Raw genomic sequence first — 15,455 nt, 5'->3', positions numbered from 1 at the left:
ATTCAAACGCGAAATTCTCAGCTATTCCATGAGAGATATTCATGCATTCCACCTATCGAAATCTACCTCTCGGTGCATTGGTCGGCTTTGAAGCGGCAGCCAGACTGGAGAGTTTTTCACTGGCGGCCATCGAACTGAATATGACTCAATCGGCGGTGAGCCATCAGATCAAAGCGCTCGAAAATCAGTTGGGACAGCTGCTGTTTCACAGAATTAACCGCAAGGTAGAACTGACAGATGCCGGACGGGATCTGCGAGGAACTGCAGCTTCAGCATTGGAAACACTTCGCCTTGGCATCAGACGATTGGATTTCTACACCAAGCCCGGGTCGATCGTGATCATGATGCCCCATGCTTTTGCAACCGGCTGGTACATGCCGCGCGTTGCGACCCTTATTCACGACTTGCCGAATATCGAGCCGTGGCTGGTGACCTCGGACTCTGAACCCGATGTCACGCATTCCGAGATCGACTTTGCGATTGCACGCGGACGCGGCAGTTGGGATGGACTGGTTGCTATCAGGCTATTCGGCGATGAACTGAGGCCAATGTGCTCCCCGGAGTTGCGGCGGCGTTTGCCTGATACCGTTACCCCGCGCACCTTGCAGGACTTCCCATTGCTGCATCACGAGGAGGAGGAAGACTGGCAGAACTGGTTCGTTGCCGCCGGTGTCATAAGGCCCGGCTTCGTCAAAGGGCTCAATTTCTCAGATTCCGGCATGGTGCTGGATGCCGCCGCCCGGGGTCTTGGAATTTGTCTCGGCAGCATGCGTCTTGCAGCCGAGCGGCTTAAGAACGGCGATCTGGTGACCCTTGGCAATGCAGTACCTTCCAGCCGCTCCTACTATCTCCTCGCACACCCGCGCAACCTGAAACGCCCCGGAGTTACCGAATTGTGGGACTGGTTCATAACGCAGGCAGATGCACCTGACCTTTAGCGTTCGATGATGCTTTGCCCGTCCAGGGTCCGCAGCGCGGTGTACATTTCCGGTCGGCGATCCCGAAACACACCCCAGGCACGGCGATAGGCCTCGATCTCATCCAGATCGAATTTGGCTGTGAGGTAAGTCTCATCGACTTTATTCGTTTCGGCGATCTTTTCCCCAGTATGATCGGCTATAAACGAACTGCCGTAAAACGTCGTCGAGGTCTCCCCCTCTGCCTCCGTCCCGATTCTGTTGGATGCAACCAGTGGCACGATATTTGCTGCTGCGTGACCCTGCATGGTCCGCTGCCAATGGCCAGATGAATCAAGCATTGCATTTAACGGCTCGCTGCCGATGGCGGTCGGAAAAAGCAGAAGTTCAGCACCCTTCAGGACAAGCGATCTGGCCGTCTCGGGAAACCATTGATCCCAGCATATGCCGCATCCAATACGCGCAAACTTGGTCTGGATGGCGCGAAAACCCGTATCACCAGGGCTGAAATAGAACTTTTCCTGATATCCGAGTGCCTGTGGAATATGTGTCTTGCGATAGTTCCACAATAACGCGCCGTCAGCATCAATGATTGCCAGCGAATTATAATAAGCCGCCCCTGACCGTTCAAAGTAGGAAATCGGCAGTACGACCCCAAGCTGCTTCGCCAGGGCGCGAAAATGGGCAACCCCCTGATTATCCGCCAAAGGTCGCGCAAGATCAAAATGATCAAGCCGCTGTTCAAGGCAAAAATACGGGGTCTGAAAAAGCTCCTGAAGCAGGATGATCTGCGCCCCGTCCTCGGCGGCCAGCCGAACAAGGTCTTCGGCCCGTTGGATGTTATCATCGATATCGTCACTGCATGCCATCTGGGTCGCAGCAACCGTCAGCTTTCGCATCTGTCTCTCCTTTAACGATTAACGTGCTGCCATGAAATCTTTGATTGCATCTGCTATCGCCGCAACGATCACATCGCACTGCGCGCTATCAATGATCAGCGGCGGTGATACAATGATGCGACTACCGACCGGGCGCACAATGACGCCGCGTTCAATGCATCCCATGAAAATGAGCTCGGCTGCGTTTTCAGATGCCGGAAGTGGGGCTTTGGTTGCCTTATCGGTAACCAGATCGATCCCCAACATCAGACCGCGACCGCGCACGTCCCCGACAATGTCCAAATCCAGAAGCTTCTTCGCAGCTTCCTGCAGATGAGCGCCCGTGTTCGCTGCATTCGCAAGCAGTCCCTCACGCTCCATGATCTCGATGTTCTTCAGCGCCGCAGCACAGGCAACTGGGTGGCCAAAATAGGTCAGCCCCATGGAGAACACCCCGCCCTCACACTGCGGACGGCTGATCACGTCGTAAATCTCATCGGAAATCAGCGTGGCCCCAAGCGGAATGTAACCCGACGTGATCCCCTTGGCGCATACGATGATGTCAGGCTGATAGTTATAGACCGATGCGGAGGCGAACCACTCGCCCAGACGGCCAAATGCCGTGACGACCTCATCAGCGATGTAGAGAACCTCGTAGCGATCGCAAACCTCACGCATTCGCGCGTGATATCCCACGGGCGCCACAAGAACCCCGCCCGCCCCCATAATTGGCTCCGCGATAAACGCGGCTACGTTGTTGGGACCAAGCTGTAAAATCCTGTTTTCGAACTCGTTGACAAGGAAGTCGCAATAGGCCCCGTCTGTCATACTTGATGGTTTGGCATAAAGATCAGCGGCGGAAACATGATGGATGAAATCCTCACCAACCTGATTGAAACCATACTTCGTTCCATGAATACCGGTCAGACTGGCCGCAATATACGTACCGCCATGGTAGCCATTGTTGCGGGAAATGATCTTGCGCTTGAAGGGCATGCCCTTCATGGCAAAATAATATTGCGCAATGCGCACGGCCATCTCGTTGGCTGTCGAGCCGCCACAGGAATAATAGACATGATTGAGCGAGCCCGGAGCAAGTTCCGCCAAGCGCGCACCAAGTTCGGCCGCCGGTATATTTGAGGATGCACCAAAGGGATTGTAATACTGCATATCGATGATCTGGCGCGACACGGCATCGGCCATTTCCGCCCGTCCGTGGCCAATGTTTACGCACCAGAGCCCGGCAATACCGTCAAGGAATTTACGACCTTGAGTATCGGTCACATACATTCCTTGCGCTTTTTCGATGATCTGGCTACCGCTTTCGGCAAAGGTGGAAAAGTCGGTATAGGGATGCAAAACGTGATCCCGGTCTTTCTCCCACGACGTTCTGTCATTTGAGCGGCTAAGGTTTGATACAGCAGTCATTTGTTTCTCCAGAAGTCGGGGCCAATATGACCCCGGAGAGTGGGTCAGATCAGTTCAGCAGCTTGGTCCAGACGCGATCATAAAGTTTGGTCGAGGCTGGGCTGCAATTCGGAATGAACTCAGGCGCAGGCGTTCCCGCTGGGGGCGCCAACTCCGGCGCAGTTGCCAGTTTCGGGTCCACAAATTTTTCGGAACCCTTGATACCGTTGGAATAGCGGGCATAGGTACTGACCATCGCCGCATTTTCCGGGTTCATCATGAAGTTGATGAATGTCTTTGCATTCTCAATATCCGGTGCGCCTTTGGGGACGGCCAGATTATCCATCCAACCGGTGAACCCTTCCTTGGGATAGACATAGACAAGCGACGGCTTTTCATCTCTCGCACGCATGGCATAACCATTCCACGCCATTGAAGCGACGGCTTCACCGGAAACCAGCGGTTCCTTGAACTCCGAATTATAGCTTTTCACCCACTGCTTTTGTGTCTCAAGCAGCTCAAGCACCTTCTTCATGTCTTCAGGGTTTTCGTTACAACGCGGCAGGTTCAGATAACGAAGCGCAATGTTGATCACTTCGTTGACGTCGCGCATCATGTTGATCCTGCCCTTGACCTCAGCAGGAGGATTGAACAGCACGCCCAGAGTGTTGATATCGCCTTTGACAACCGCGCTGTCGACCATGAAGCTCGTCGACCCCCACGCCCACGGCGCAGAATATTGACGCCCGCTATCCCAATATACATCCCGCCAGCGTTCATCGACATTGACGTAATTCGGCATCGCATTGACGTCGATCTTTTCGAGCATGTTCTCGCTGATCATCAGCTGTATGTTTGGGTCACCAGCCACAACAATATCATAGCCACCTGCCCCAGCGCGAAGCTTGGCGAGCATAGTCTCCATGGAGTCGAACGTGTCGACATGGACCTTGACGTCGAATGCTTTTTCGAATTTGGCCACCAGATCCGGCGGTGTGTATTCACCATAGGTGTAGATGAACAAATCTCCGGCTGCGAACGCTGGCGAGGCCCATGCGATTGCTGCCGTTGTGAGTAAAATGGAATTCAATTTCATGGCATTTGTTCTCCCTTTTTATGAAGCTCATGAATTCTTGCTGGAGCGCCCAAGGACACCCGCGATTGCCAAAAGCACGATCGAACCGACAAGCATCATCGTGGAAATGGCGTTCACCTCGGGCGTAATGCCCAGCCGCAACATGCCGTAAATATGCAGCGGTAGAGTGGTTGAGCCGGGCCCAGCAACCAGCGCGGTGATGATGAAATCATCAAGCGAGATAATGAAGGCCAGCAACCAGCCAGACATGAGACCTGGCGCAAGAAGTGGCAATGTTATGCGCCAGAACGCACGGATTGGGGACGCGTAGAGATCGGCAGCCGCAGCGTTGAGCGTTGCATCCATGCCTTCCAACCGAGCCCGTATCGGCAGGTAGGCAAACGGAATACAGAAGACGATATGGGCGATGAGAATTGTACTGAACCCAAGGCGGACACCTAACGATACAAAGAACACGAGAGATGCGACTGCTGTTACAATTTCAGGCACCATCAGCGGAAATGTCAGTGTGGCATAGGCAAGCGTCTCACCTTTAAACCTTCTGTTGACGGTGGCCATTGCAGCGCCGAGCGCAAGCACCGTCGAAACCGATGCGGCTATGGTCGCGATGGTGAGCGAATTCATGGCGGCAGCCTTGATGCCGCTATTGCCGAATACCGTGATGTACCAACGAAATGAAAATCCACTCCACTGGCTCACCGAGCGTCCATCGTTGAAGGAATAGACACAGAGAAAAAGGATTGGCAAATAGAGGAAAAGAACGCCAGCAACCGCAATTGAACCAAAGCCGGAAAATGCGCGGATGTCTTTCATACGAGCGTTAGCCATCGCTTAGTACCCCGTATTCTTGCGCGCGGAGCGCCGCGCCATCCAGATCAGTACAATCAGGGTGACTGTAAGCAGGATCATTGAAAGTGCAGCGCCGAAGGGCCAATTGTGAGCGCCCTGAAACTGCGTTCCGATCAGATTGCCGATCATCAGTGTCTTGCCACCGCCGAGAATATCGGGCGCGAGATAAGAGCCAATCGATGGAATGAAAACGAGCAGACTTCCGGCGATCAAACCGGGGCGCATCACTGGCAAAACGATTTTAAAGAAGGCCACCCGGCGCGAGGCATAAAGATCGTAAGCGGCTTCCAGCAATCGGAAATCAAATCGCTCAAATGCCGAATAGAGCGGCAGAACCATGAAAGGCAAAAAGCTGTAGACCAGCCCCAAGCCTATGGCAAAATTGTTATAGCTTAGCGGCAACGGACTGGTTGTGAGCCCGGTCATCATGATAGCCTTGTTGAGTGGACCGTCGTCTCGCAGAATGAAAAGCAGCGCAATCGTCCGGATCAAAAGGTTCACCCAATAGGGCACCGTAATCAGAAATATCCATATCGGCTTCGTGCGCTCGGATCGTGTGGCGATGAAATAAGCCGTCGGCACGCTGATCATGAGGCACAGGACAGTGCAGATTGCCGCCTGAAACACCGACCGCCACAGGATCACCAGATAATCGGCCGAGAATTGAAGACTTCCGTCCACGAAATCCCGTTCGAACAGGATTTGAAGATATCCCTCAACCGAGAAATTCCAGACTACTCCGCCGTAGCGAGCGGGCTCGAGAAACGAATAGACGAACACAATCGCGACCGGGGCAATCATGAATATGGTGATGACGCCGACTGCAGGCAGCAAAAGACCAGTAAAAGCCAGTCGCTTTGAAACACGAAATGGGGATCGCAACTCGGCTTGTGCTGTCATGTTGTCAGCACCTTTGGTGCATTTGGCTCAAATGCCAAAAACACGCTGTCCCCCGGCGCAAAATCCTGAAGGCCACGCAGCCCTCCGCGCGGCGAACGCACGGTCAATGTTTGCTCGCCCGCACGCAGATGATACTCGACTGCATTGCCAAGATAGGTACGATCAAAAATAACAGCCGGACCAAGACCACACTGCCCGCGCACCGCTGAAAGCGCTATACGCTCAGGGCGTATGGAGAGCGTCACTTCTTGACCGACCTGCAGAATCTCACTGCAATTCAGATTCACAGAGCCAAGCCCCGCAAGTCGAAACTCGACCAATGCACCGTCGATGCGATTGACTGTTGCGCAGAGCAAATTGGACTCACCAATGAAATCAGCCACAAAGCGGCTTTGTGGCTGTTCGTAGATTTCTTCCGGAGTACCGACCTGTTGGAGACGGCCATCACTGAGCACCGCTACGCGATCACTCATTGCAAGAGCCTCTTCCTGATCGTGGGTCACGAAAATGAAAGTGATCCCGGTTTCGCGCTGAAGTGCTTTCAGCTCCAACCGCATTTTCTGCCGCAGTTTCAAATCAAGCGCGGAAAGCGGTTCATCAAGCAGCAGCAATTTAGGTTGTGGCGCCAAGGCACGGGCCAATGCAACGCGCTGACGCTGACCACCCGAGAGATGATCCGGCTTACGATCCGCATAATCAGTCATGCTTACCAAGGCCAGCATCCTATCAACGACGCTGGCAACCTCGGATTTTGGCCGACCAAGCATTTCCAGCCCAAAAGCAATATTGCGCCGCACGGTCATATGAGGGAACAGGGCATATTGCTGGAAAACGGTGTTCACCGGCCGAGCCTCGGGCGGCAACAAACTCACATCCTGACCAAAGATCCTGCACGTTCCCTCGGTCATGGCTTCAAAGCCGCCAAGGATGCGCAGAAGTGTTGTTTTCCCACACCCTGATGGCCCCAACAAAGTGAAGAACTCATTGGAGCGAATTGTCAGGTTGATATCTTTCAGTGCCTGAAAAGCTTGTGGTGTTGATGGATTGTAGATTTTCTGAAGGCCCGTTACCTCGGCTGCAATCTGAATTGCAGGTGCGGTCTCACCGCTGCTTCGCTCTACACGTACCTGTTCATCCGACCCCAGCGCCGTATTACGACGGAAAGCGGCTATTACCATCAGGAACATACCTCCTCGAAGTAGACGCCTTCCCCATTATTATTGATGGCGTCTTGAGTAGTATGCGACCGACCTCACTGCGACGTGAGTCACCCAGTTGGGGTATGCCGTCCTGTCCCTCATATAATCGAGCAAGTTGGGTCCGGTATCCTCCCATGCGAAAAGATACCGAAACCCGATTTCAGCCAAAACGAATGGAGTGACGTATCAGACCTTACGCAGGCTGTTGCTGTGTCGTGCAGTGAATGCCGCCGCCCCCAGCCGCAATCGCATCAATGTTCAACTGAACGATCTCGCGGTTGGGCAGTGCATCTTTCAATGCATCACGGCAGTAACGATCAGCCTTTGCATCACCAAATTCGGGCACGATGACTGCGCCGTTGCACAGATAGAAATTGATGTAACCCGCAGCGAACTCCTTGTTCTCATATTGAGAGCGCACGCTGCCTGGTCCCGGTATGACAATGATCTTGAGCTTCTGCCCAGTGCCATCAGTGGCATCCTTGAGGATTTCGAGATGCCGTTTGGTGACCGCGTGATCATAGGAGGACGGATCATTATCAAGTCCGGCAACAACCACACCGGGACTGATGAAACGGGCGTAGAAATCCGTATGACCATCCGTAATGTCTTTACCTTTAATCCCCGGCAACCAGATGATCTTCTTGAGCCCCAGAAGGCGGCTCAGTTCAGCCTCGCACTGTTCCTTGCTGACATCAGGATTACGGTTCTTGTTCAGCACACAGCTCTCCGTGATAATGGCTGTTCCCTTACCATCCACTTCGATACCGCCACCTTCCAGGATGAGCTTGGTGCGCAGCGTTTCCACGTTCGCCTTGCCTGTGACGAACTCCGCCACTTCAGCGTCGCCGTCGTGTTCCTGTTTGTTGCCCCAGCCATTAAAGTTGAAATCAACGCCAGCCAGTTTGCCTGCGCTGTTCTTGACGAACACCGGGCCAGTGTCGCGCATCCACAAATCATCAATCTCGTGCACGAACAATTTAACCGCAGAACCACACAGGCGCTCCGCTGTTTCATGGTCCTCTTCGCGCACGAGCATATTCACTTGCTCATGGGCAGAAATGGCTTTTGCAATCAACGCCAGATTGTTCTGTGCGCCGCGCATGAGTTTCTTGCCCCAGACGTCTTCACTGGGCCCAAATGCCATCCATGTCGCCGTATGCGGATCACCCTCATCAGGCATGTGCCAATCACTATCAGCGGCGAATGCCATCGTTGCGCTCCTACCAATTGCACTGGCAAGCATGATACCAGATGTTGCTTTGAGAATATTGCGGCGGGTTATCATGAGTGACCTCGATTTACGTGTACTGAGAATTGGAATGAATCGGACTTATGCCGATCCAATTGTCCACAAATGCGCAGGCTGCTATCGTCAATACTGACCGATGGCTGTTCTTTGGCAACACGATCTAATCTTTCTTCTGATAGCATATCGCGATACGTATTGCCTATTAGGCTTCCGCTATTGACTGAGCTCCGGCTCAGCTTCCGTATTAATGTGATAAAAGCGCGTTGAACTAAAACGCGTTGCCTTTGGTATAAACATCCAGTCAACATCGTGCGAACAATTTCCTGCTAGATACAGCTGGTGGCGCAATGTTGTTAGTACCCCAAACGCGTTACTGCCGTTTTCGACAATCGCCATCACCTGCACATGAACTGGCCCGGAAGATTGTCTCGCGCATGAAGTGTCGGAATTTCGTTTAGCCATTCGTCTTCAAGACAGACAAGCAATGGAGAACAGCGATGACTATCACAATAACCGCGTTCGAACGCTCGCCCGACAGGGGCCAAGGTCTGGCGCGTGACATGCGTGTCCGCTGGGCCCTTGAGGAAGTGGGCCAGCCTTATGACGTCCGTCTTGTTTCATTCAAGGCGATGAAAGAGCCCGCGCATCTGGCACTGCATCCGTTCGGGCAGATTCCAACCTATGAAGAAGGCGATCTTGCTCTGTTCGAGTCTGGAGCAATCGTGTTCCATATCGCGCAGCGCTATCCGGGCCTCTTGCCTGATGATCCCAATGGCCGGGCACGCGCAATCGCGTGGATGTTTGCTGCTGTTGGCACGGTGGAGGCACCGATTATTGAGCGTCAAGTTGCCAAGTTTGCAGAGGGCAACAGGAATTGGAGCGCACAGCGCATGCCCCTCATTGATGATCGTATTCGTGAGCGGTTGGCAGAGCTTTCCGCACGGCTTGGCAATGCCGAGTGGCTTGATGGCCCGTTCAGCGCGGGCGACCTGATGATGGTGCATGTGCTGCTCAGGTTGAGAATATCAGGGATACTAGACGAGTATTCAAATCTATCAGCCTATGTCGCGCGCGGCGAAGCACGCCCCGCATACAAGCGTGCTTTCGCCGCTCAGCTGACGGTATTCACCGCCCTATCAACCGGATGAATAATAACGCCGCCAGCACTTCACGCCCCTCCCGCATCAATGCGCGGGAGCCGGCTCTGCTTCAGATGCATCCTGTTTGCGGTGGTCCTCGGCTAGCAGCATATAAACCGCAGGCACCACGAAGAGTGTGAACAATGTGCCGATGGCCAGTCCGGTGGCGATCACCAACCCCATGTTAAAGCGAGCAGCTGCGCCCGCTCCGCTTGCCAGAATCAGCGGCACCACACCCAGAACCATAGCGCCGGTTGTCATCAGAATCGGACGCAACCGGATACCACAGGCACCTTCGACCGCCTCGCGTTTGGATTTTCCGGATGCTTGCAGCGTGTTAGCGACCTCAACGATGAGAATGCCGTGCTTGCTGATCAGCCCCATCAGGGTGACCAATCCAACCTGAGTATAGATGTTCATCGTTGCGCCACCAATGCCAAGACTAATGAAGGCGAGAGCGCCTGCAATCGACATGGGCACTGACACGAGAATGATCAGCGGATCGCGGAAACTGTTGAACTGTGCCGACAGCGCCAGAAAAACGATAATCAGCGCGAGGGCGAACGTGGTGGCCATACCACTGGATTCCTGCACGAACTGGCGCGACTGGCCTCCATAGTCGACCGTGTAGCCCTGTGGCAATGTGCGTGCCGCAATCGACTTGAGAGTGTCCAGAGCGTCACCGACGGCAACGCCTGGCGCCGGCACACCAGCGATGGTGGCAGAGTTCAATTGCTGGAAATGCGCGACCGAGCGCGGGGTCGCTTGGAGTTTCACCGTTGCTATCGCCGAGAGCGGGATCTTCGCGCCATTCACGCTTGCAATCGGATAGTTCATGATCTGATCAATGGTTTGGCGTGACCGCTGCTCCACCTGCGGAATAACCTGGTAGGAGCGGTTATCGATGCTGAAATAATTGACATAGCCACCGCCCAGCATGGATGCGAGCGCTGCACCCACACTGCTCATGGACAGGCCAAGTGACGATGCCTTGCTGCGGTCGATCTGGATCGAATATTGCGGATTGTCGATGTTAAGATCCTTTGTCAGGAAGACGAACAATCCGGACTTCTGTGCCTCCTGCAGAAATGTATTGGACACATCGTTAAGCTGATCGAAGCTTCCTGTACTACCGATGGCGAACTGTACAGGCAGGCCACTGGCACCGGGCAGTGGCGGTATCTGGAAGACCACCGCTTGGCCTCCGGCGATTTTCGCCATTTCAGCCTGCACAAGGGGCTGGAGATCGTTCGCCGTCCTTTTGCGTTGGTCCCATGGCTTCAGCACCATGCCCTCAAACGAGGTTCCCGGCGCTTCAACCTGCAGAGTCTTGTCAGTTTCTGGAAAACTGCGGAAGATCTTGGAGACTTGATCCGAATTGAGCACTTTCTGCTCAAGCGTTGCATTGGGCGCATTGGTCACCTGCGCACCAAGGAAGCCCTGATCTTCATTTGGAGCAAGCTCATTCTTGGCGCTGGCATAAAGGAAGTAGATGCTGCCGAGGATGATCGCCGCGAATAGCAGCGTCACCGGTACCGTATTCAGACTACCATGCAGGATGCGCACATAGGGCCGATGGATCTCCGAGAAACGGCGATCGATGAAATCCGAGATACGCTCCTCCCAACCACTGCGGTCAGTCAGATGCGGCTTCAGAATACGGGAGCACATCATCGGCGTCAGGGTCAGCGCAATGATCATGGAGACGGTGACAGCGCCGACCAGGGTGAATGCGAATTCTGTAAAAAGGGCACCAGTCAGGCCGCCCTGGAAGCCGATCGGCACATAGACGGCGATCAGCACGACGGTCATGGCAAGGATCGGCCCAACCAACTCGTGCGCGGCAGCCAACGCCGCCTGCATCGGCGGCGAACCTTCCTCGATGTGACGGTTGACGTTTTCCACCACAATGATGGCGTCGTCGACCACAAGGCCGATGGCCAGCACCAAAGCAAGCAATGTCAGAAGGTTTATGGAAAAGCCGAAGACCAGCATCATGGCGAAGGTACCGACCAGCGACAGCGGTATGGCGACGATAGGAATTGCAACCGAGCGCGGCGAGCCGAGAAACGCGAACACCACGAAGATGACGATCACCAGGGCCTCGACCAGACTTTTCACAACCTCGTCAATCGACGTTGTAACGAAGGTGCTGGAATCGTAGACGATGTAGCCCTCTAGCCCCTGCGGCAGCTGCGCCTGAATGCCGGGAAACACCGCACGCACACCCGCGATCACATCGAGCAGATTTGCAGTCGGCGCGATCTGGATGCCGATGAAGACACCCGTCTGTGCATCGAATCCAACCTGAACGTCGGGGTTCTGCGACCCGAGCGCAACAGTCGCAACATCCTTCAAACGTACGATTGTACTGCCAATCTGCTTGACCACCATTTCATTGAATTCGTCGGCCGAATGCAGATCGGTCTGTGCAGTTAGCACCGTCTGGGTCATCTGGCTGCGCGTGGTGCCGATACCGGAGATGTAGTTGTTATCAGAAAGTGCGGTGCGAACATCGCCAGCTGTCAGCCCATAGGCAGCCAGCTTGTCGGGTTTCAGCCAAGCCCTCAACGCGAACGTTCTGCCGCCGAGGATTTCGGCCGTCTGAACGCCGGTGACTGTTTGCAATTTGGGTTGGACCACGCGCGACAGATAGTCGGTGATCTGGTTACTGGCCAGAACATCGCTGCGGAAACCGATATACATCGCATCGATCGTCTGGCCGACAGAAACCGACATTGTCGGTTGCTGCGTGCCCGACGGCAGTTGATTGATGACCGAAGACACCTTCGCGTTTATTTCCGTCATTGCCGCGTCCGCCTCATAATTCAGGCGCAGGTTCACGGTGATGACTGACGTACCGCTGGTACTGGTCGAAGTCATGTAGTCGATGCCATTGGCCTGGGCGATGGCGTTTTCGAGTGGCGTGGTGATGAAGCCGGCAATGACGTCGGGTGCGGCGCCCGAATATACCGTGGTCACCGTGACGACGGCATTCTGGGTTTGGGGGTATTGGCGCACCGTCAGGGAGCGGAACGACTGGTAGCCGATCACGATAATTAACGCACTCACCACCAGGGCCAGAACGGGGCGCCGAATGAAGATGTCGGTGATATTCATCGCCACGCCTCAGTTAGGGTTTGCAGGGTCTGCATCGGGATTGTTCGACGGCTGTACCGCGTTATTGATGATTACCGGCGAACCATTGCTCAGTTTCAGCTGGCCGGAGGTCACTATGACCTCACCCGCGCTTACCCCCTTGGTCACTGCGATCTGATCGCCGCGCGCCAGTCCAGTGGTGACAAACTTCTGATCGGCTACCAATTGCGGCTTACCATCTGGACCATTGCCCTTGTCGGTCACCACATAGACGACGTTGCCATAGGGATTAATGGTGACGGCTGTTTGCGGCAGGGCGATATAGTTTTGCGGCTCACCGACCACCACCGATACATTGCCAAACATACCGGGCAAAAGCTTGTGATCGGGATTGGCGAAGCTTGCCCGGAGCGTGAGATTGCGGCTCTGGCTGTCCACCAGAGGGCTGATTGCCGTAATCTTTCCGGAGAAGGTTTGACTGGCATAAGCGTCGACTGTTGCGGTCACCGCCTGGCCAACCTTCACCTGTGAAAGAGCCTGCTGCGGCATCGAGAAATCAAACTGGATCGGGTCGAGCGACTGCAAGGTTACGACGGCGGTGCCCGCAGCCAGATATTGGCCGAGGCTAACCAGCTTGACGCCGAGACGCCCATCGAAAGGCGCGCGTATGGAATATTGATCGATCAATGCCTGCTGCGCTGCGGCCTGTGCCTGCGCAGCCTTCAGGGTCGCCAAATCGCCGTCGACCTGACTTTGGGGAATGGTCCTCGTCTTGATCAACTGGGAGTCGCGATCATAGGTGATCTGCGCATTGGCTGCGGACGCTTGGTATTGTTGCAGCGTAGCGATCTGCTGGTCAGCAAGCAGTTGCACCACCAGATCGCCCTTCTTGGCGTCCTGCCCGTCCTGAAAACCAATCGCCTGTACGATGCCTTGCACCTGAGCGGAAAGACTGGCGCCCTCGACAGCATTGAAGCTACCGACAGATTGCAAGGTCGTCTGCCATGGGCTCATCGCCGCCGTCATTGTGGAAACAGTCTGTGGTGGCGCCTTGAGGTTAGCCAGGTACGCCGCGATCATACGGTTTTTGAATGCCTGAAAGCCAAAAATCCCGCCCAGGATCAGGCCTATGACGATCAGCATGATCACCATGCGTTTTATCATGACTACAAACTCCACTCTTCAGGCACGGGCCGGTAGCCGATCGGAATGATATTGGTACTGGCGCGTCTCGCAGAAAACGTCGTCCCGCAGGCGCGGCCGCGAGTGAACCGCCGCTTGCATGGCAATCGATTGGCATATGGATTGACTGGGTCGAGTAGGCAGATATTCGTGTAAAGAAAGACACAGCAGAGCGACATCTCACATCAGCCAAAGATGACATAGGCTCCGTAGCGATTGAAGCCGGCAGTGCCCAGGACCAGTTGAACGTCATTGGCAGGCCTCGTGTCTGATCGAGCACAATTGAGCTCCACCGTCCTCACGATAACTTAATTGCCGTGCCCGGTCCATATTGAAGAATCTTAAATAACCGTAACAATGGTATCGAAGCAGATGAGGGTCAAAACAGGATTCGCTCCCCGCATACGATATCGCTACCTGCCAGAGACTGATGGATCACGTAGCAAAAGAGATGTGAAAAATAATCTAACTATACAAAATGCCGCGTATGTGAGCCTCGGTCATATCGAGTTTCAAGCCGATTTCCTTCAGAAGATCGTTCCGCTCCATTTCATCGCCCGCTCCTGTTTCCAATACATCTCGTGCCAGTGTTAAGAAACTTTCACTGCCGATATGATTAAGATAGGGCTGTAGGCTCGAAATGCGGTTCATTACCTCATTAGTCTCCATGCCTGTCGAAGGTGCCGCACGACAATCGGACAGGATATCACTGATCTCCGATGGCTCATTCCAGGCGTTTATAAAACCCTCATTTATAACTTTGGCCTGCGCCATATTTGCAGGCCCAAATGCACAAGCCACTGCTATTAAAGCAGTCCGCCAGAGCCCGGCTACCAAGGCTTTGGTGGTGGCCTCTTCAACCGCGGGATCGTACTCCAATACTTTGGTGGTGTAGGTATTTTCACAAGCGTTACAGGCAATATGCTCGCCAAGGGTTTGCGTGGGAAATACGGGGACAAAATACAGGGTGAACCAACGTTGAACTTTTTTGTGTTCATACTGACGCGGCGCTTTGCAAGCAGGACAATTAAAGTTACCCGCCCCTACCGTTCTTACTCGCCCTTTTGAACCCCAAATAATCATCGGCTTCCCCACCCTCAAAACAAACCGTTTTTACGACTGTAATATGAAACAAATCAGATGATCAATTGGCAATCTATTACCTTGGAAAGCATTGAAAGACGCAAATCATCCTCGGAATAAATAATCACATCTTAACCCCATAGTTGAACTGTACGCATTTCACATTCGCAAATGTTCACACTCCGCCTAACCCGGTCTTTAAACGGCAAAGTCTGGTGCGCCATAGACAAGCAAACCGATTTAACTTGGCGAGTAGAATGCTTTGAAAATACGTGCTAACCAAATTGTTGATAGCTATTTCTAGGGAGCAATGATTGCCCCTACAAACCATATCGGTGCACAGGCTTTGGAGGAGATCAACAATGCCGATTTACTTGCAGATTGACGGAATCAAGGGTGATGCGACCCAGGAAACGCATAAACAGTGGATGGATATCGAAGCCATTCATTTTAA

13 protein-coding genes are annotated in these 15,455 nt (G+C 53.9%); 3 read left to right on the top strand and 10 right to left on the bottom strand.

Translation table 11 applies throughout. From position 1 onward, the window contains the following. Positions 1-41: 41 nt before the first annotated feature. The gene (locus BLU05_RS23450; RefSeq protein ID WP_091885669.1) at positions 42-938 is read left to right on the top strand and encodes a LysR substrate-binding domain-containing protein; all 897 of its coding nucleotides are present in this window, start codon (positions 42-44) and stop codon (positions 936-938) included. On the opposite strand, the gene aguB is transcribed toward BLU05_RS23450, so the two are convergent. The 7 genes from aguB to BLU05_RS23415 form a co-directional block, all read right to left on the bottom strand. Next, positions 935-1,816, bottom strand: a complete 882-nt coding sequence (gene aguB, locus BLU05_RS23445) for an N-carbamoylputrescine amidase (RefSeq protein ID WP_091885666.1) — start codon at positions 1,814-1,816, stop codon at positions 935-937. The two genes, BLU05_RS23450 and aguB, sit on opposite strands and share 4 nt — an antisense overlap. 18 nt (positions 1,817-1,834) lie before the next feature. After that, positions 1,835-3,223, bottom strand: coding sequence for an aminotransferase (locus tag BLU05_RS23440; protein ID WP_091885663.1), 1,389 nt, complete (start codon positions 3,221-3,223; stop codon positions 1,835-1,837). A 49-nt stretch (positions 3,224-3,272) separates the two neighbouring features. Next, a complete protein-coding gene (locus tag BLU05_RS23435) occupies positions 3,273-4,298 on the bottom strand; it encodes an extracellular solute-binding protein (protein WP_091885660.1) in 1,026 nt (341 codons plus the stop codon). A 27-nt stretch (positions 4,299-4,325) separates the two neighbouring features. Next, positions 4,326-5,126: an ABC transporter permease gene (locus BLU05_RS23430; RefSeq protein ID WP_175540727.1), complete on the bottom strand. Its 801-nt coding sequence runs from the start codon at positions 5,124-5,126 to the stop codon at positions 4,326-4,328. Positions 5,127-5,129: 3 nt separating this feature from the next. Then, positions 5,130-6,047 carry an ABC transporter permease gene (locus BLU05_RS23425; protein ID WP_091885654.1) on the bottom strand — a complete coding sequence of 306 codons (918 nt, stop codon included), beginning with the start codon at positions 6,045-6,047 and terminating at the stop codon, positions 5,130-5,132. Then, entirely contained in the window at positions 6,044-7,225 is a 1,182-nt protein-coding gene (locus tag BLU05_RS23420) for an ABC transporter ATP-binding protein (protein ID WP_091885864.1), read from the bottom strand. Before BLU05_RS23420 ends, BLU05_RS23425 begins: the two co-directional genes overlap by 4 nt. A 214-nt stretch (positions 7,226-7,439) precedes the next feature. Then, positions 7,440-8,459 carry an agmatine deiminase family protein gene (locus BLU05_RS23415; RefSeq protein WP_244518510.1) on the bottom strand — a complete coding sequence of 340 codons (1,020 nt, stop codon included), beginning with the start codon at positions 8,457-8,459 and terminating at the stop codon, positions 7,440-7,442. Between the two features lie 536 nt (positions 8,460-8,995). Between BLU05_RS23415 and BLU05_RS23410 the strand changes: the two genes are divergently transcribed. Further along, positions 8,996-9,646, top strand: coding sequence for a glutathione S-transferase family protein (locus BLU05_RS23410; RefSeq protein WP_091885649.1), 651 nt, complete (start codon positions 8,996-8,998; stop codon positions 9,644-9,646). Between the two features lie 36 nt (positions 9,647-9,682). Here the strand turns inward: BLU05_RS23410 and BLU05_RS23405 are convergent, their stop codons facing one another. The 3 genes from BLU05_RS23405 to BLU05_RS23395 form a co-directional block, all read right to left on the bottom strand. Further along, positions 9,683-12,757, bottom strand: coding sequence for an efflux RND transporter permease subunit (locus BLU05_RS23405; protein ID WP_091885646.1), 3,075 nt, complete (start codon positions 12,755-12,757; stop codon positions 9,683-9,685). Between the two features lie 9 nt (positions 12,758-12,766). Next, positions 12,767-13,900 carry an efflux RND transporter periplasmic adaptor subunit gene (locus BLU05_RS23400; RefSeq protein WP_091885644.1) on the bottom strand — a complete coding sequence of 378 codons (1,134 nt, stop codon included), beginning with the start codon at positions 13,898-13,900 and terminating at the stop codon, positions 12,767-12,769. A gap of 483 nt (positions 13,901-14,383) precedes the next feature. After that, positions 14,384-15,001 carry a zinc-ribbon domain-containing protein gene (locus BLU05_RS23395; protein WP_091885641.1) on the bottom strand — a complete coding sequence of 206 codons (618 nt, stop codon included), beginning with the start codon at positions 14,999-15,001 and terminating at the stop codon, positions 14,384-14,386. A gap of 362 nt (positions 15,002-15,363) precedes the next feature. On the opposite strand from BLU05_RS23395, the gene BLU05_RS23390 reads away from it, so the two are divergent. Beyond that, positions 15,364-15,455, top strand: a 92-nt coding sequence (locus BLU05_RS23390) for a type VI secretion system tube protein Hcp (RefSeq protein WP_175540726.1), incomplete at its 3' end; no start/stop codon positions are given.

This window comes from Phyllobacterium sp. OV277 (assembly GCF_900104355.1).
Lineage (GTDB): Bacteria > Pseudomonadota > Alphaproteobacteria > Rhizobiales > Rhizobiaceae > Phyllobacterium.
Note: the sequence above shows the minus strand (reverse complement) of the source record. Positions and strands in the feature narration are given on the sequence as shown.